This window comes from Candidatus Bathyarchaeia archaeon, from assembly GCA_035283685.1.
Lineage (GTDB): Archaea > Thermoproteota > Bathyarchaeia > Bathyarchaeales > Bathyarchaeaceae > DATETJ01.
Genome location: DATETJ010000004.1, coordinates 32,298 through 50,240 on the forward strand (window position 1 = coordinate 32,298; position 17,943 = coordinate 50,240).

General features: G+C 47.0%; 18 protein-coding genes. 6 read left to right on the forward strand and 12 right to left on the reverse strand.

Annotated features, from left to right (window positions below; all coding sequences use genetic code 11):
- Position 1: 1 nt before the first annotated feature.
- From VJ249_04345 to VJ249_04355, 3 genes are all read left to right on the forward strand, one after another.
- A complete protein-coding gene (locus tag VJ249_04345) occupies positions 2 to 1,912 on the forward strand; it encodes a DNA polymerase domain-containing protein (protein HKZ93796.1) in 1,911 nt (636 codons plus the stop codon).
- Between the two features lie 190 nt (positions 1,913 to 2,102).
- Positions 2,103 to 2,885, forward strand: coding sequence for a hypothetical protein (locus VJ249_04350; protein HKZ93797.1), 783 nt, complete (start codon positions 2,103 to 2,105; stop codon positions 2,883 to 2,885).
- A gap of 12 nt (positions 2,886 to 2,897) precedes the next feature.
- Entirely contained in the window at positions 2,898 to 3,845 is a 948-nt protein-coding gene (locus VJ249_04355) for a metallophosphoesterase (GenBank protein ID HKZ93798.1), read from the forward strand.
- Here VJ249_04355 and VJ249_04360 read toward each other — a convergent pair.
- The 3 genes from VJ249_04360 to VJ249_04370 all read right to left on the reverse strand — a co-directional run bounded on the left by VJ249_04360 (position 3,842) and on the right by VJ249_04370 (position 6,543).
- Complete coding sequence (locus VJ249_04360) at positions 3,842 to 4,288, reverse strand: hypothetical protein (GenBank protein ID HKZ93799.1); 447 nt, start codon at positions 4,286 to 4,288, stop codon at positions 3,842 to 3,844. The genes VJ249_04355 and VJ249_04360 overlap by 4 nt on opposite strands.
- 10 nt (positions 4,289 to 4,298) lie before the next feature.
- A complete protein-coding gene (locus tag VJ249_04365) occupies positions 4,299 to 4,778 on the reverse strand; it encodes a hypothetical protein (GenBank protein HKZ93800.1) in 480 nt (159 codons plus the stop codon).
- 85 nt (positions 4,779 to 4,863) lie between these two features.
- Complete coding sequence (locus VJ249_04370; GenBank protein HKZ93801.1) at positions 4,864 to 6,543, reverse strand: APC family permease; 1,680 nt, start codon at positions 6,541 to 6,543, stop codon at positions 4,864 to 4,866.
- A gap of 221 nt (positions 6,544 to 6,764) precedes the next feature.
- Here VJ249_04370 and VJ249_04375 point away from each other — a divergent pair, with 221 nt between their 5' ends.
- The gene (locus VJ249_04375) at positions 6,765 to 7,250 is read left to right on the forward strand and encodes a hypothetical protein (protein HKZ93802.1); all 486 of its coding nucleotides are present in this window, start codon (positions 6,765 to 6,767) and stop codon (positions 7,248 to 7,250) included.
- A 275-nt stretch (positions 7,251 to 7,525) separates the two neighbouring features.
- On the opposite strand, the gene VJ249_04380 is transcribed toward VJ249_04375, so the two are convergent.
- On the reverse strand, positions 7,526 to 8,518 hold the full coding sequence (locus VJ249_04380; protein HKZ93803.1) for a deoxyhypusine synthase family protein: 993 nt from the start codon (positions 8,516 to 8,518) through the stop codon (positions 7,526 to 7,528).
- A 220-nt stretch (positions 8,519 to 8,738) separates the two neighbouring features.
- Between VJ249_04380 and VJ249_04385 the strand changes: the two genes are divergently transcribed.
- Positions 8,739 to 9,650, forward strand: a complete 912-nt coding sequence (locus VJ249_04385) for a hypothetical protein (protein ID HKZ93804.1) — start codon at positions 8,739 to 8,741, stop codon at positions 9,648 to 9,650.
- Positions 9,651 to 9,895: 245 nt separating this feature from the next.
- Here the strand turns inward: VJ249_04385 and VJ249_04390 are convergent, their stop codons facing one another.
- The 3 genes from VJ249_04390 to VJ249_04400 form a co-directional block, all read right to left on the reverse strand.
- Entirely contained in the window at positions 9,896 to 11,806 is a 1,911-nt protein-coding gene (locus VJ249_04390) for an ASKHA domain-containing protein (protein ID HKZ93805.1), read from the reverse strand.
- 317 nt (positions 11,807 to 12,123) lie between these two features.
- Positions 12,124 to 12,528: a TRAM domain-containing protein gene (locus tag VJ249_04395; GenBank protein HKZ93806.1), complete on the reverse strand. Its 405-nt coding sequence runs from the start codon at positions 12,526 to 12,528 to the stop codon at positions 12,124 to 12,126.
- Positions 12,529 to 12,588: 60 nt separating this feature from the next.
- Positions 12,589 to 12,882 carry an OB-fold nucleic acid binding domain-containing protein gene (locus VJ249_04400; protein ID HKZ93807.1) on the reverse strand — a complete coding sequence of 98 codons (294 nt, stop codon included), beginning with the start codon at positions 12,880 to 12,882 and terminating at the stop codon, positions 12,589 to 12,591.
- Positions 12,883 to 14,020: 1,138 nt separating this feature from the next.
- On the opposite strand from VJ249_04400, the gene VJ249_04405 reads away from it, so the two are divergent.
- The gene (locus VJ249_04405; GenBank protein HKZ93808.1) at positions 14,021 to 14,194 is read left to right on the forward strand and encodes a hypothetical protein; all 174 of its coding nucleotides are present in this window, start codon (positions 14,021 to 14,023) and stop codon (positions 14,192 to 14,194) included.
- A 37-nt stretch (positions 14,195 to 14,231) separates the two neighbouring features.
- Here VJ249_04405 and VJ249_04410 read toward each other — a convergent pair whose 3' ends face one another.
- The 5 genes from VJ249_04410 to VJ249_04430 all read right to left on the reverse strand — a co-directional run bounded on the left by VJ249_04410 (position 14,232) and on the right by VJ249_04430 (position 17,920).
- The gene (locus VJ249_04410; GenBank protein ID HKZ93809.1) at positions 14,232 to 15,275 is read right to left on the reverse strand and encodes a hypothetical protein; all 1,044 of its coding nucleotides are present in this window, start codon (positions 15,273 to 15,275) and stop codon (positions 14,232 to 14,234) included.
- A 305-nt stretch (positions 15,276 to 15,580) separates the two neighbouring features.
- The gene (locus tag VJ249_04415) at positions 15,581 to 15,718 is read right to left on the reverse strand and encodes a VOC family protein (protein HKZ93810.1); all 138 of its coding nucleotides are present in this window, start codon (positions 15,716 to 15,718) and stop codon (positions 15,581 to 15,583) included.
- Between the two features lie 282 nt (positions 15,719 to 16,000).
- Positions 16,001 to 16,351 carry a hypothetical protein gene (locus VJ249_04420; protein HKZ93811.1) on the reverse strand — a complete coding sequence of 117 codons (351 nt, stop codon included), beginning with the start codon at positions 16,349 to 16,351 and terminating at the stop codon, positions 16,001 to 16,003.
- A 214-nt stretch (positions 16,352 to 16,565) separates the two neighbouring features.
- Positions 16,566 to 17,204 carry a 6-phospho-3-hexuloisomerase gene (gene hxlB / locus VJ249_04425; GenBank protein ID HKZ93812.1) on the reverse strand — a complete coding sequence of 213 codons (639 nt, stop codon included), beginning with the start codon at positions 17,202 to 17,204 and terminating at the stop codon, positions 16,566 to 16,568.
- 20 nt (positions 17,205 to 17,224) lie between these two features.
- A complete protein-coding gene (locus VJ249_04430; GenBank protein ID HKZ93813.1) occupies positions 17,225 to 17,920 on the reverse strand; it encodes an ERCC4 domain-containing protein in 696 nt (231 codons plus the stop codon).
- Between the last annotated feature and the right edge of the window lie 23 nt (positions 17,921 to 17,943).

Below are 17,943 nucleotides of genomic sequence, written 5' to 3' on the forward strand. Positions count from 1 at the left end.
ATTGGACACATGGTACCTGCTTGACGCCCAAGCCCAAGGCAGCACCGTCAGCCTAAGATTCTTCAACCCAGCAACAAACGAACTCAAAGAATTCAAAGACAGCTCCTACAAACCTTACTTCCTCCTTCCCCACCCCCTCAGCCCAACAGACCAAGAAAACATACGCAGCCTCAACGCAGAGACCGAAATCGTCAAAAAAACCGACCTGTACACAAACGAACCCAAAGAAGTAACCAAAATCACAGTTTACAAACCCGAATTCCTCAAAAAAGCCACACGAAACCTCCAACACGCCTGGGAAACCGAAATCGAATTCACCCACAGCTACGCCTATGACCACGGCTTGATATTCGGCGCACAACACAATATGACACAGGACAACCATTTCACACCAGTGCTAAACCTCACACCAGACAAGAAAACCAAATTCAACACCCTCTACGCACACATCAAAAACACAGACCCGCCAAAATACGCTCAACTCGAACGCTGGTTCATAGTGCTCAACCAACCCGTCCCACAAATCAAACCAGACACCATGGACATAAGCGAAGAAACCAGCCCTGAAAAATACTTCTCAACTTTCACACTGTCAAAAATAGCCAACCTGCCCATCCCATTCACCTATGCCACACGAGGCGTAAGCGCATGGCTAAAATCAATAATACACGACTACCTCAGAAGACACAACATCCTCATACCCACATCCATGGAGCTTCGCAGAGGCTTAGAAACCCACGAAGTCCCCGGCGCCTTAACCATAACACCCAAAAGCGGAGTATACTTCAACACCGTAGTCGCAGACTTCGAAAGCCTCTACCCCAGCTGCATAGACAGCTACAACCTATCCTACGAAACAGTCGACTGCAACCACAACGAATGCAAAACCAACACCGTATCTGACACAGGACACCACGTATGCACAAAAAGAAGAGGATTCCTAGCCGCACTCATAGGCGCACTCAAAGACCTACGCATCCACTGGCTCAAACCACAAACAAAAGACCCAACACTCACAGAAACCCAACGCCACCAAGCCGAAACCACAGCCAAAATGCTAAAACTCCTAACCGTGTCAAGCTACGGCGTCTCAGTACGAATCCACGGACTAGCCTGCCCCCCACTAGCTGAATCAATCACAGGCTACGGACGCTGGGCACTACAAACCGCCTGGAACATAGCTGAACAACAGGGACTACACCCAGTCTACGGAGACACAGACTCACTCTTCCTAGAAAACGCACCCATAGAAAAGGTTGAAACCCTCACAAAAACAGTCAAACAACAACTGCACTTAGACTTGGCAGTTGAAAGACACTACTCGATCTGCGTCCTATCAGCAGCCAAAAAAGCCTACTTCGGCATCCTACCCGACGGCACCCCCGACCTCAAAGGACTAACAGCCATAAAATCAAACGCACCAAACTACATCCAAAACGTGTTCAAAAACTGCGTCAAACAACTCAGCACTGTCAAGAACGCAGAAGAGTATGAGCACGCAAAAGCGAGAATAGCCACAATGGTTGAAAAAACCATCAAAGACCTACGCGAGCGAAAGTTCGTACTCAAAGACATGATTTTCTCGGTGAAACTCTACCATGACCCACGAGAGAAATTAATGTCCAAAGTTCTGCCCCAACCCTATCAATGTGCCAAACAACTCATCGACTCTGGCAAGCAAGTGAAGGAACGAGACACAGTCCACTTCATCAAAGTCAAGCCCTTTACGTATCAAGGAAGAGAGTTCACAGTAAAACCCGCTGACAACGTCAACAACGTCTCAGAAGTCAACGTCGAAGACTACACGCGCAACCTGACCACGGCGTTGAACCAAACCTTCACGCCCATGGGCATAAACTTCAAAACAGAAACCGAACCAAAAATAACCGACTGGCTAGGCAAACAGAGCTAAACCTGTTTCCCCTTGGCCTTATCCCAAGCCTCCTGATTTCCCCAACGAACTCCAGGTGAACTATTACGAAAACAACGCCCGAACATCAGCCCAACACTTATTAGCTAACTTAAATTATCTCGCATAACATAACAATTCACCTAAACAGCAAAACTGACCGAATAACCCTAACTGCAAACGGAGGCAACGCGTGACCAATTCGCATGAAGAATCTACTCAGTTTATCAACGAAGCCCTGCGAATCATAAACCACGCACAGAAAGAAAACGTTGTCCTCAGGCTAATGGGAGGCTTCGCCATAAGGCTACACTGCCCAAAACACGACTACCTCTACGACAAACTACAGCGAAAACCCGCCTACGACCTCGACCTAGTAACGTACACCAAATTTCGACCACAAATCAAAAAAATCTTCACAGACCTGGGCTACGCTCCAATGGCTTCAATGGCGCTCATGTTCGCAACTGGAAGAAGCAGACAGATTTACACGGACGAGACGCACAACAGAAGCGTAGACGTTTTTTTCGATCGACTGGAGATGTGCCACACAATCGAATTCAAAGACAGGCTGGAGCTAGACAGCCCCACAATAAGCCTTTCAGACCTGATACTGCAGAAGCTGCAGATATGCAAGATAAATGAAAAAGACATAAAGGATATTATGATACTGCTCAGAGAGCATGAAATCGGCGAAGCCGAAAAAGAAACAGTGAACATTCACTACATCGCAAAGCTACTTTCTAAGGGTTGGGGGTTCTGGTACACAACAACATCAAACCTAAGGAAAGTTAAAGGGTTCTTAAATGATTATGCTGCTGCTCTCACAGATGAAGACCGTAAAGATGTTGCAGCCAAAATAGACAGGCTGCTGAAAGCATTGGAAGACGAACCCAAATCACTACAATGGAAGATGCGAGCGAAAATAGGCACAAACAAACGCTGGTACACAGAAGTCGAAGAACTAGTCAGGTAGGAAGAGAAGAAGTTGACAAAAATTCGCTTCCTGTTCGCAACAGACTTACACGGGTCAGAAACAGTCTGGAGAAAATTCCTAAACTCAGCAAAATACTTCAATTTAGACGCCCTTGTGCTCAGCGGCGACATGACCGGAAAACTCATCATCCCCATCATCAAGAAGCCAAATGGCAAATACTCATCCCACCTGTTCGGCGAAGCATACGAACTAACTGACGCCGACATACCACCTTTCGAGGAAAAAGTGCGCAGAGTAAGCTACATACCATACGTGACAACACCTGAAGAAGCAACCATCCTCGAAGCAGACAAAGAAAAAACCGAGAAACTATTCGAGAAACTCCAAATAGAAATCATATCGAAGTGGCTATCCCTCGTGCCCGAAAGAGTTCCCAAAAACTGCAAAGTCATACTCAGCCCAGGAAACGACGACGTGTTCGTAATCGACGACGTAATCCGAAAAGATCCAAATGTAATCTTCGGCGAAGAAGAAGTAGTGCAACTAGACGAGGAACACGAAGTCGCGTGCTTCGGATGGACAAACCGCACGCCGTGGAACAGCCCACGAGAATGCAGTGAAGAAGAACTAACCCAGAGACTCGAAAAAGTCGTGGCTCAAATCAAGAATATGACAACCGCCGTGTTCTGCTTTCACTGCCCACCATACAATTCAGTTATCGACATGGCGCCGAAGCTGACAAAGGATTTCAAGCCAGTCTATGAAGGCGGGCAACCAGTTATGATTCCTGTCGGGTGCAACGCCGTCAGGAAGATCATCGAGAAACATCAGCCGCTGATTGGGTTGCACGGTCACATCCACGAAAGCCCAGGCTTCATCAAGATAGGCAGAACCCCATGTCTAAACCCCGGAAGCGAGTACGCCGAAGGCGTATTAAGAGCCTATCTAGTCGAGATTGAAGGCGACAAGATCAAGAAACTGCAGAGAGTAGAAGCCTAAGCATGTCTCCTATTCTTGCCCACGGCGACTAACTTCGTGACATCGACGCGGAAGTCAAACGGGTTCAACTTGAGTTTGGAAGCTGGCAAGTCAAAGAACTCGGAATTGTGGTAAAGCCTCACTGAAAAGCCGCCAGCTTCGTTGCGAACAAGTGAAACCTTGGAAAACTCGCTCCATTTCTGACTCTTCTCCTCTTTCTTGCCCTTTCTCAACGTAAAACCTCTGTTGTCATACGCGAAAACCATGTGATACGTTCTTTTGTACAGCTGCCACCCGAGAAGGCCTGAGACGGCCACGTTGAGAAGCAAAATCAGGAACCGAAGAGTTACGTCGACTACGCCTATCGTAGTCGTAAGAAGAACTATCACTGCTTGCAGAAGAAAGATTATCATGCATGACTTGAAGAGGTCATAGAGCTGAACAGGTGCGTGAGTCTGACTCATAGCACAGTCCTCAGATTTTGATGAAGCGCTTCGCTTGCTTGCCAATGTACGAATCGCTATGCACGATTTTTCCCGAGTCCACGTCTATCAAAGCCACACCAACGAACTGATCCTTGAAAGATTCCACCAGTTTCCTCACAGTGTCCGTGCTCCTCATGCTCAATATGAGTAACCAAGTCCATCTCATCTCGCTTTCTTTCATGCGAGACCTAACTGATTGAACCAGTTCGGCAAACCGTTTTTTATCCAAATCCTTCACTCTTTCGGCAGACACCATAAAACATCCAACATAATAGTTGGGATTCACAGTTGCTGAAAACACTCTTGACAAAAGGAAACCCTTCATCCGTGTGTTTCCATGGACAAAAGCATCAAACGTCACATCGTCTATGCGGTAGTTTCTGAATGACTCGGCGAAATCGGCTATCCAGCGACCCTTACCGATCATAAGGCTCTTCTCAATTTTCGTTATCGCTTCTTCCACCGACAAATGGATGACACCACATGAATCCAACTAACATGATCGATAGTTACTTTAAGATTTGCGAAATAAAAAGAAAAAGAGAAAAAGGGGTTTATTCAGGTGGAATTTCCGCGTAGATTGTGCCGTAGTCGACGCCTGTTCTGGTGCCCTTGTTTCTGTAGTAGAAGTATATGAGAGCTCCAATGGCCAAGAGGATGATCGTGAAGTACCAGACCTCAGGGTAGGTTGTGCCGTAACCATATGGAGGAGCCACAACGGCATAGAGCAACCAAAGGTTACCTATCGTTGCAAGCAGGCCGATTATTGTAACCGCTGGAATTCCCCCAAGTGAGGGCTTGTAGGAGGACCGTTCATAGATGTCTTTTCGACGGTAAACGAACATGAGACCTGCGACCGAAGCCAAGAGGAAGAATATCGTGTCCCATATGTCAGTGGCCACCACGCCGCCGCCAGAGTTTATGAATCTGGATAGAATGTGATTTGAGCCTAGCCACTTGGGAAATACATCAGATTCTGCGAAGTTGCCTATGAAAGCCACTAGCATTACGAAGAGCACGGCCCATATGGGCGAGTGCCACCTTTCGTTCACTTCGGCAAGTTTCTCAGGCAGGACTCTGTCAAAAGCCATTGCGAAGACTATTCTTGAGGAAGTCAAGATGAATGGCGGAATATCATTGGCGACCCAGAAAGCTGCGAACACGAGCACTAGAATGGGCAACCAGTTTATGCCGTTTCCAAACGCGACGAAAGTTGCAATGTTCGGCATCCACGCCTTAGGCAGCGCAGATGGCAAGGTTGCGCCTCCATAAGACAAGAAAGAGTACGCGCTGAAGAACGAGTAAGTGTTGCCTGCACTTGTGACTTGTCCGACCATCATTGCTGCTCTTGCAACTAGCGCGGAAATTGATATGTAAAGGAAGACTACAAACGCGTTGGCAATGAATAAAGTCTTGGGTAAGCGTTTTGCAACTTCTTTGATCTCACCAGCCACGAAAGTTGACGCCGCGAATCCTATGTAAGCCCAGTATGCGCCCAATGAAGCATAGGCGACCGCTCCCCAGTAACCTCCTGCAAAGGGAGCCATGCCTTGCGACAAAGCATCATTAGTAAACGCCACGGGCAGCTGTCCAGTGAAAGATTGAATGCCTGACTCCATAGTCTGAGGCGAGGCAGTAAGCAGCAAACCGTAAATGAGAATGGTTATCGCTGCAGGGATCCAGAACATTATCTGAAGCAATAGACCTGCCATTCTGACGCCTAAAGTGGCAAGCAGCGAGAACAGGATGACAATGATCATTCCACCGACTAGCAGAACCTCAGGTGTGGCCAAGGTAGTAATAAGACTTGAAGGTAACCGGGCTAACTGGGAGTAGATGAGTATAGCCTCGAAAACCGCCGTGCCTATAAGCCCAAAAGAAACAGCGATGCTGAAAAACTCTGTCCAAGACGCGAGAAAACCAAGAGACGGGCTGAGAATCCTTGAGATGTACACGTAGCCGCCTCCAGATCTAGGCATCGCCGCGCCAAGAATCGCAAAGACCCACACTGTCAAGAGAACAACAATGCCTACGATTATGAAAGCCATCACTATTGGCGGTAACCCTAGAAAGTAAGCATTTTCTGGAACTATTGCTGGTCCAGTGAATTGGAACAGTCGTTTTTGCCAGCCAAGACCAACCATGTTACACACTACGATCAATATTGCCGTGAGGAAGCCGATCTCTCTGACCAGTCCAGTCGCTTTTCTGACAAACACTTTCTTCTCTGCCAAATTCTCACTCTCTCAAATGGATTTTTCTTATAGAACATAATTGCTGAATCTTTATATAATTTGTCATCCTGACGAAGGAAAATCTAACTTCGCTCCTTGAGAAAAGGCTTAATTCTGGAAGGAAAACCTCTTTCTAGCCGCATTTTTGAGCGAATACGTCAGAAAATTATTTAAGATTCTTACGTTGAACTAAGAAGAGACAAAGGAGAACTAGAAGAAAAATGAGATCAGATTATGGACTTTACGGCGTTGCAGTAATGTGCTTCATATTGGGAGCCATTTTTGCATCAAGCATTATTCCAGGGTGGGAACTTACAGCAACAGCTTCAATGGCTCGCGGGGTCACTGTTACAGTTGTTTTCATGATGATAGGCATAATAGCAGCAGCGGTGGGCTACTCGGCTAGGCCAAAAGCAATGATCCCCCCAGCAGAACCAACACCAATGCCAACTCCGACACCCACAAGTGTGGAATCAACACCACCAGCAGAGGAGTCAGTTGAGTCCGTTACTCCGCCTCCAACGCATATCGAGGAAATTTCGGTTTCGCCTGAACCTTCACCACCACAACCGACTGAGTCCTCTCCACCAGCTGTTGAGGCACCAGTGGAGGCAGCACAACCCACCCCGATTGAAGCGCCTGCAGAGGCTGCTGTAGAGGAAAAGCCCAAGCCTGCAAGAAGACGAAGGAAAAAAGCTACAGCCTAAAAGCCCTCTTTCTCAAGTTCGCTCTTATTTGTAACTCTCATTTAGTGCTTTTCTTGTGTCTTTTCAAGTAATCTTCAAGACAGTTACATTCCTGCAGCTTGCTCTCCCATTCACTGCAACTAAAGAGGATGGAGACTACTGATTTCTTTCGCCTTGCAAACTTCGCAAAGCAGAACACTGAATCGGGATACTGGTACGCGTTGTGGTAGCGACAATTGCCACAGATTTTGCGCATGTGTTCAGTCTTCTTCATCGTAGGCTCACACCCCTTAAAACTACGGGTTACCCTTTCTGTGGAAGCCCTTTCCAAGACGCTCAAGAACAGCGGCAGTCATCAGCGGAAAGGCAATCAAGGCGTCGCTAATCACCATAACTTTGCTCGCTTTGTGTTTCGTCTTCCCCCAACTTACTGTCTCTTCGATTGTTGATCCGGACAGCCCGCCCGACTCAGGTCTGTCGGTTGTGACAACAATCGAGTAGTCGAAGCCCTTGCCTGCCATCAACGCCGCATGCTGAACCGAGTTGCGAGGCACACCTCCACCCAAACAAATCATGCCTAAACGTTCAGAACGTTCGTTGATGTCCAGTAACTCAGGCACTTCCCGAAACGCATCAACCATCAACGCTTTCCCCGGTTCATTCCTTTTGTGATGTACTCTGTGCACGTAAGCGAACTCTGAATCACGCATAGCGGGCAGAAAAATGGGCACGTTAGACTCGTATGCCGAGCGCACTATCGAGTCCCTGTCTTTGAGTCTTCTTCCGATCTCACGCATAAGTTCATTGGTGGACAATGGTTTTCCCTCAGTTTTTTCTGCGATCTCATCGAATATTTTCACTAGCGCTTCATCAGCTTTCACAAAGTCTTCCTCAGGCACGAAAACATCGTAGATTCGGTAAATGTGATACTTATACAGGAGATAATCATCAACAAGCCAGTGTCCCTGATAATGATGCCCACCAACTGCCTCAATCAGGTCGTGGACCATGTTAGCTCCGGTGCTAACAAGTGCATCGATAAGTCTTCTTCTCATTAAATCCGCTATTACTGTGCGCAAGCCAGCCGGCACCATGGCTCCTGCCAACGCGAGGAAAATGGTGCATGTTTTGTCTTGAGCCATTTTCTCAAAAATGTCACAAGCCAACGCCAATCTCCCAGCGCCAAAAGAGCCAGAACTCTTGAACTGCTCAACCAGTTGGTTCACAGTCATGTCGGAGCCGAGTTTCATATGCATCACAGGCGTAGTCAAGAAATCTTCGCGTTTCATCGCTCGTTCACAACCCTAGATTTGAGTCCACTATAGTGCAGTGAGAGAATGAAAAGTTTTCCAAGGTGCAAATGAACATTTTGGTCAACTTCCATCAGAAAGCAGTTGGACGTCTAAACCTTTGCCCTCTGGCTTCAAGTCTAATGCTTGAGAACCAAAACACAAAATATTTAAGAGAAACCTTTTACAGAACTTTTTCAAATTCGAGGCTTACTACCAAGTGCAAAGACTTACCGAAGAACGCGTGCCTCATTGCCAACAACGCGGATACTTTGATGAGCATTTAATCACACTTAACGCACAAGTTTATGGTGAAGCTTACATCTACGAAGACACCTACCTTGTCTATCATGACCCTTTAGGCAAGATGCTGTGGCTGACTTTGTTCGCACTTAAAGACAGCGACAATCAGATAGACCGGCTAGAGTGCGTCAAAGCTTCACTCACGGAATTTCAGCCAAGACAAATAAGAACGGCTTCTCCAGAGGAGTTGCCGCCTGCGATTGCCGACTACTGCTGCGAGAACGCCTTCTCGGACAGCGACTACCAGATCAAACTCGACGAGTTCGACGAAAACCTGCGAGGCGGCCCCTATGACAGCCTCAGATACCGTGTGAAAAACGCTATAAAGCGAGGATACACGTTAAACGTGGGCAAGGAGATCACACCTGCTCACTCCTATATCATGGCTTATCATATATCACAAAAGAACTACAATCTCTGGGACTATCAACTCTATCTAAGACTGCAAAACTATATCATAAAAAGCTCGACAGCCAAGCTTTTCAACGTGCTTCGGGAAGGCGTATTGATAGGATTTGACGTTGTCGATTTTCTGGGCAACACGATGGCCACGCCGGTAGGCTTCTACCTAGACTATCCCTCTTTAGCGGATTTCATAATTCACAAAGAAATCGTTTATGCCAAAGAGAACAAGTTTGAATGGCTCGACATCGGATGGTCCTGCAATCAGGGGCTGGAAGAGTTCAAAAAGAAGTGGAAAGGAATCCCAAGGTTCAAGATCTGTGTGCAAGAGTATTTCGACAAAAAGCTTCTCGAAACCAGACGACGGAAAGCGCCCGCCCACATAGCGCTACGAACAGCACATGCTCAGACTTCAAACCAAGGCTAATCGCTTCGCAACGTACTGCCTAAGCTTTTCAGAGAATGGCATGCTCCGTTTTTTTGGTGGATATGCCTTTCTGCGAGTCACTGAATCGCTGCTGTTTTTTCATTCGGCCTCAAAGTATCACGTGATGCCACTCCTTTGGTAGCTACTGTACGAGTTCCTCCGTGTTTGCTTGAGACCACTGTCGAAAGGTCAAACTAGGGAAAAAAGCACAATCCTTGTCTTAGGTCCTTTAGTGGTTGCGGATATTAGAGTCGCGATTTGCCTAGTCTTTCAAGTAGCCTCTTTGTTATTGGATATTTGTTCAGGTTAACGTGTGGCAGGTATGTTGAATTAATGTACTCAGACTGAAACTCTGGATCGGCAGCTAGTTCAAAGTACTTTACTCTTTTGGATATTTCTTCAGCCCGTTCTCTCATTTCCTTTGAGGCCAGGCACATTCTTGCTCCTGTTCCTGCAGTGTTCCCCACAAAATGGATTTTCTCAATTGATATCTCTGGGTATATTCCAATTGTTCTTGCGCTCTCAGGATCTATGTAGTTTCCGAAGGCACCAGCCATGTATAGCTTGTCTATGTCGTTTTCTGTAAGGTTCATTCTTTTCATCAAGATTTCGCAGCCAGCATGCATAGCGGCCTTTGCTTTCTGCAGTTCCCTTATGTCTCCTTGTGTTATCGACAGGTCTGCATTGGTGCCCGTTTCAGTTCTCCATGCAAGCGCAAACTCCCAACCATTTTGCCCTTGCCTGAGTCTATTGGTACGTTTCGTCATTTCCTTTACGAAAGTGCCTTTGACATCGATCAGTCCAGATTTGAGTAGCTCAGCCAATGTGTCAATAAGCCCTGATCCGCATACTCCAATAGGGGCAACGTCATTTATGGTTCGGTAATTGACCTCTAATGTTTTAGGGGCGATGCTAACTTTCTCGATGGCTCCGCCTACGGCTCTCATGCCAAACTTGATTTCCATGCCTTCAAAAGCTGGACCTGATGCGCATGAGTCAATCATCGCTGATTTCTTGTTTCCGATCGCTATTTCGGTGTTGGTTCCTATGTCTATGTCCATTATGGTCTCATCTGACTCAAGCATCTTCACAGCCATAATGTCGGCGACACTGTCTGCTCCTACGAAACCGCCGATAATCGGCAGGAAGTGTACATTTGCGTTGACGTGCGATTTCAAGCCTAGCTTTGAAGCATTGGTGTCAACGCCTCGCCTTAATACGGGGGGGTAGGGGGAGAAAGCTACATGACGTGGCCAAATGCCAAGAAAAAGAAGCTGCATGCAGGTGTTGCCGACAAAGCAGAGTTCATAGACTTCCTCATATTTCAAACCTGCTTTCTTGCAACATTCTTCGATCATTTCATTAATTCCGGACACCACAGCTTTTTGAAGTTCGTTTAATGCGGTCCATCCTCCATTCATGGCGTAGGCAATTCTCGACATCACGTCTTCTCCGAATGGAATCTGGGGGTTTGCTCTAGCCACAACATCAACCACGTTGCCCTTGTTCAAATCCATTAGAAAACCAGCAAGCTTTGTGGTGCCTATGTCGACTGCGAAACCAAAACATCGACCAGTGGTGTCTCCACGCTCAATGGCAATTACCTTGTCTCCCCACATCACAGCGGTAATAGCCCATTCTGCCTCTCTCAGAATAATTGAAAGATCCTTGGCAATATCAAAGTCAAGAAAGCCTAGGCGACCATGCTCGTCTTTGAGTGAATCCAGAATTCTATCCTCATCCGACCGGGCATCATGAAGTGTTGGCTTGGGCAGTTGGAGGAAGTATTTCTTTACTAGAGGGTTGAGTTCTACCGGTACTTCGATGCCCTCTGTCTGTAGTCTTTGTTTTCCAACTCTGCTCATTTCTGGAACAAGAATAGTTGATGGAAGCGTTAGCTTAGCTTGGCAAGCTAGTCTGAAATCAGTCTCGATTTCATCATTAGATAAATAATCTAACTCTTGTTCTGTAAGCGGGTTTAATCCCTCTAGTCCCTCTTGCACTTTGACCTTACATTTTCCGCAGGTGCCTTTTCCACCGCATAGAGAAGAGATGTCAATGCCCAGTTTTTTTGCTGCATCGATGATTGTGGTTCCGCCCGGGACTAATGTTCGCTTTCCGTAGGGCTGAAACACGACTTCGATGTATGAGGACAAGGGTCAAGTCCCTTTTTCTTCTTTTGGCTTATCTTGCGCAGAATCATCGGCTGCTTTTTCACGGTTTTTCATAAAATTGACGACTACGTCACAGCCTTCTAGCGCCAGTTTGAGGCAGATTGCCCGTACGATGCCTCTTGAGCCGCCCTTAACTAGGACTACTTTGCCTTTCAGCCTCAGCTTTGATGCTCTCCCGTCGCAGACTTCTGTTCGTGCAGACTTAAGGCTTTGGATTTTTCTTTGTAAAGGGTAATAAAAAAATAGTTTGTTAAGAAAGCGAGGTTGAAACAGGGCGTGAAAGGTATGCTATAGTCTGTTTATTCCTCGGTTCCTGCTTCTTCCGTCTCTTCGGTTTCTTCCGTCTCTTCGGTCTCTTCGGTTTCTGCGGTTTCTTGGGTTTCTTCGGCTTCTTTTACTTCTGCGGTTTCGCCTTCAGCTTTAGCTTCAGCTTGACCCACCACCTCGGCTTCGCAGAATCTTCGGCTGATTCGCGTTACGCGGATCTTGACTTTGTCGCCTGGCTTGGTGTTTGGGACGAATACAACTAAGCCTTTGATTCTTGCTATGCCTTCGCCTCTTCGGCTTGCTTCTTGGATTTCCACGTCGTATTCCTTGCCTATTTCCACTGGTTTAGGTGGGAATCTGGGACCGAAGCCTCTTCCTTCTCTTCTTCCGTAGCCTCCTCCGTAGCCTCCTCTTCGTTCTCTTCTTTCATAATCCATCTTTCTCACCTCGCGTTTGGTTTACACTCTTTTTCCTTGACTTGGACTTTTTTTGCTGCGTCACTGGTTTATGCTGAGTTTTCCGTATCTGCCCACGTTGAGTTGGATTTCGCCTCTGAATGATGTGATGTAGCCGTTTTCAACTCGGATGTTGTCGTTGACGTTGACTTGTTCTATTTGGTCGTTCCATAGGGTTAGTTTGATGTTGCCTGTGCCGTCGCTGATGGTTGCGTTGGCTACGCGGTACACTTGGTCTTTGTATCTTGAGATGACTTCGCGTGGGCCTGTTTTTTCTGTGACTTTGGCTTCAACTTCTACTTTTTTCATTCCGTCTTTGAGGTCCTTTATTTTCAAAAAGTCGCCTCCCTTCAGCTAAAAGGTTAGTTTTCCGCGGTTCCCTGTGCTGTTGTTGGTGAGCGTGTCGAGAAACTTATAGAGCTGTTTGCTCGTGTTTCGAGTCTTAGTTCTGCTGCTAGGCTTTTGCTTGCTTTTAGGAGCGTTTGCGGCATGTTCTTGTTTCGTCCTCGTCGCGGAAGTGAGCCTGCCAATCGGAACGTTCAAGCTTCGTCGGCAAAAGCCGCGTTTTTATGCTTGGCTCCTTATGGGCTGAGCTACGTTTGAAGGGAATTGCTGGCGCCAAATATAAGGTTTGTTGTGAACGTTTCGGGCAGAGAGAGGGTTAGTATGAGTGCAGAAAAAAAATTTTGCGGTGAAAGTTCCAGTTTTCTGTTTGCGTTTCGGGTTCTGTTTTTGTTTTTGAATGGCGTTTCAGGTGCTGTTTACTTTTGGTTTGTGGTGCGTTTCAACATAGTTTGTGGTGCGCTTCAATGTTGCCAAGCGTGAAGTTTGCGCATGCTGCTGTATGTTGATGTGATGTGGCTCTGCGGAAGAGTAAATTCGGAAGAAGAAGGCGGTTTTTCCCTTTAGCCTTCTTCTAGCAATTGTGCGGCTGAAGCTGTGTGGATGTCGTCGTCAGAGTGTTCCGGGTGACATCAACGAGTCTGAAATGTTGTTTTTCGAGGTCTGTTTGGGTTCTTGTATGGTATTCTTGGCTCTGTTCATGCCCTGTGTTGCGTCAGGTTTAGGGCGTGGCTTCGTCAACGGATGGCGTTGTGGAGCTGGGTTCTGTTTCAGATGTTATTAACTTTCCCTTGGAGACCGTAATAATAACGACTTTCTGAGTGTCGGTATGTCGCTGTATACTTGGTGACGGCAAACGGTGCTGCAGTAAGTGAGAAAGATCTCTTGCTTTCTTGAGAAAATTCCTATGAAGGAAGCTGGTGGGAAATTGATTGTGCAGGTTCCTGAAAGGTTCTGGAGGTTTTACAATTTGGATAGAAAGCATAAGGGTGGTTTCGATAAACGGGAACAATCTTTTGATAACGGTTGCAGGAGACATAGTCGAAGAAAAGAAATACCCCTCTTAACTGGACGAAACTACTCATTTGTTATAGTACTAACCGATGGCGCGAGTGTGAGGATGCCGCCTTAGGTGCTTAGGAAGTGGTATTCAACTGAATTGGGCGAGCTTGGGGTTCCCGATAGAGACGTGGATGTGTTTCAGGGTCGAGCGCCTAAAACAGTGATAGCCAGGTTCTACACAGGCAAAGAATTACAGAGGCTGAAGAGAATCTGCGATAAAGCAGGGCTAAAAGTGCTCAGCTGACCCCATTTTTTAGAGTATAGAAACTTATGAAACGTGGTCAAGACTTAAAGGGAGGGTGTAATTTCAAGTGAATTTTTCTCTTACGCCTCAAAATAATGATAGTCATTATTGCGATTGTTGCGAAGGCTATTGTCCCACCTATGAGGAGTATTTTCCATGTGGGTTCACCGTAAAGGTTTGGAAACGTTACGGGTTCGCCGCCGGATGGGTTACTGGCTGTCGGAGCTTTATATGATGCTTCTAAGCCGAAATTTGGGTCATGTGTTAGAGTTTTGTTAACATGAGGGTAGCTTAATTGAATTCCGACGGCAGCGCTGAAACCATACGTCGGAGAGAAGTGCTGATATCCACGTTCAATCCATGGAACAACGGCGCCAACAGGCGTGGTTGTTGAGTTGTCTATTTTGAGCATCCCACCAAAATCAAAGAAACCTTTAACTTGGTCGTTGGCTGCCAAGAAAATCGTGGTTGAATTGAGCTTGTGCTGATCGTTTACAGAGTCGACCTCAAGCTTTTCCTGGTTATTCAGCACTTCAACACTTTCATTTTCCTCAGACGTATAGCGCATTGAGAACTCAATGAACAGGCGCGACGTTTCGTTTTTTGATGCGAAGTTTTCCATATCGAAATCCGTTTTTAGGCTTCCGTTGAGCGGTGAGTAATGGAACGTGTATTCTATGGGTACGAGCACCTCCTTCTCGGGCCATGGGTGTGAGAGCCCGGCGGACCCCTTTATCGACCATTCGCAGACGACATTACCGCCAGCATCGCTACGAGTTGTTACGTTGGTGATTTCTGAAAACCAAAAGTTCTTGTAATAGGCGAAAACGGTTTCATTCAGAGCGTTGCTATACGGACTTGACACCCACTCCGAGTAAGTGTAGTCAAAATATCCGTTTTCAATGGTGTCTGCATACTCCCACAATTCAACAGGCAATATGTATTCGATGGCATAACGCCCTGTATTGTTAACGAAAGCCACTCGTTGAGGTTCTTCAAGTTCAGAAAACTCAAACCTGAAGGACAGGTTCCCGTGGGGCGTAGCGCTGTTAATGAAATATCCGACATTTGTTTGAGTCACTTTCAGCCAATCATTTTCCTCGGCGGCAAGTGTTTGTTGAAAAGGTATCGAAATTACACTTGCAATTAAGTAGATATAAAGAACAGGGCGCCAAGCAACCTTGTATCTTGGTCGGCTCATTAAACGCAAGGTCGATCTAATATCAAACCAATTTCCCCTTATTTAAAGGGTAGTAAGTGCGCTGGAAGAAGGGCAGTCGAACGATTTTTCCAAATTTGGTAAACTTTTGATTGTTTTAGGAAGCGGAAGATGCCGAGCATTTTGCCAGAAAAGGTAGACTTTGGTCGCGCGCGCTAACAAAAGAGTTAATCTTCTCTTTGCACGAGGTAGAACAAGTTCTCATCTGGATCCGCAAATATGGCTGCGTAGCCGCCCCAGTACTGCTTTTTAGGTGCTTCAACAAAGTTGACACCCTTATCATACCAAACCAGCCTCAGAATCAAAAACAATGGTAGCCCGGGAGAGATTCGAACTCTCGTCAGCGGGTCCAGAGCCTGTCATTCTTGCTACTTACTACGGCTAGCCTGAAGAAAGGCATAGAATACGCTGTCCACCAGATACGCAACAAGAAAGTTAACCCAGACACCAAACTACGCTAGATGCGCAGCCTAACCCGTCAAGTAGAAGCCCTAGTAAAAGTCGCCCAAGCCATAGACAACATAGAAAGCAGATCAACACACGACTTCACTAGTCGCTCGAAAATAGACGGCACATGAAACCGTGCTTCAACGCTGTTTCGAAGTAGCTTCCTTGATTCTTTCAGCCCATTTCTCGTTATCATCTATGCTCAGGACAATTCTCGTGTAGGACTCATGCTCCAACTCAAGCACCAAAACACCCTTCTCCGTTACATACCAGAACTCTCTGCCTCTGGGCGTATGGTAAGTCCCCGCCTTTATCACCCCTGGCAGATGCGTTCCAGGAGCTCTTACTTCTCTCCAGCCTGTCCGGTGAGCCTCAGTCCCAACTTTTACAATGTTTTCCAACGGGATTTCAAACCCGCCTCTGATGGCTAAGACTTTCTCCAAGTCTCCGAGGTCTATTCTTAATTTTCCGTCGGAAATTTCTAATTTCAATTCGTTCTCCCGAGCAACACTATATTCCAGATTCTCACATGTACTAACTTGAAGCCAACTACAGAATTTCTACTTGTATCTTTCACGTCTCTTCTCGCGCTTCCGCTTTTCCCTGCGCATCCGTTTCCGCTTTGATTTCCCCTTCGTTTCAAGCAAGCCCCTGAACGGTCATAGTAGACTTTACGCAGAATAGCTGTATGTTCACTTTTAAGCGTTACTCGATAGTGGCGTGACGACTTCGCAAGTCATTTTCATCTTTCTTCATACGGTACATGAGTTCGACGATTAAGCCGTCTAGAAACACCATGCAATTGTTTTCAAACACGCTTCCCAACGGACTGAGAGGCTCGCGTTCACCCAGAATCTGACGCGCCAGATAGTCTTCTTCACGCGGCCAACCCATCTTAGTTCTCCCTTTCACCAACACCAATTGATCCGCCATCTGCCCAAGCTGAGACTCCATGTACGAAGTGATCGCCACAACCCTTGCACCAATATCCTTAGCAGCGCCCGCAGCACTCACAACCAACTTAGTCATACCCGTGCCCGAGATGGCAATGACCAAGTCGTCTTTTCCAGCCGCCGGAGTTATGGTTTCGCCCAAGAAGTAGACATTGAAACCCAAATTCATGAGGCGCAATGCAAAGGCGCGTCCAACAAACCCGCTTCGACCCATGCCCACAACAAAAATCTTCTTGTCCAGGGCGTCTAGAAGCAGTTGTATCATTCTTTCAACTTGGCTTTCATCCATTTCATCTATGGCTCTTTTGGCGCCTGAGAGAATTTCCTCTACCGCCGCCTTCAACCATTTCACGCCGACTCGCCTCGGGAAGCGAATACTCCTTTTAGACATCTAAAAATCTTGCGGTGGAATCAAGAAGCATCAAGAGTAACATGCTTCTCCCGCTTCGGAGCTGGTTTATACTCTCGGTCAAGCAACGCAGCTATCTTTTCAGCTTTCACCCTACCCACACCCTTAACAGTGCACAGCTCAGCAACCGAGGCGGAAAAAACCCTACGCACAGTTCCAAACCGCCCCAAGACGCGCTCCGCAAGCTTAGGTCCAATCGCCGGCAGAGAAGCCACAAGCGACAACTGCATCCTCTGCACATCAGCCCTTCGAACCTTCTTCTGCACCCATGGACCTTTGGGCGCACGAGTCAACCCAGAACGCTTGGCAAGAGTACGAATCAAATCCGCAGTTTGCCGTGCATTAGCAGTGAAAAACACAGTCAACCCGAACTGAAACGCAAGCGTCGCCAACGCTCCCCAATAGGCTCTCGGCTTGGCACTTTCGCCGATCAGCAGTTGCAGATCACCTTCAGCCACAAACACAGGGCGGCTATAGAATTGGCGCAACCTTCGCGCTTGATCAAACAGTCTACCCGAGTAGAGTGATTTGGCAAAATCTCGTCCTGCTTTTCTCTCCACAGCACAGTCAGAGGAAACAACATAATCACCGACCTCAAGCATCCGATAATCAACCTGCAACCCCAACGCTTTGAGAACGTCAGGCACGCCAGAATCCCTTTCTCGCTCATCCACAATCACGCGCGTTTGAAACGACATAGCAGACACTCGACCCTGCAAAT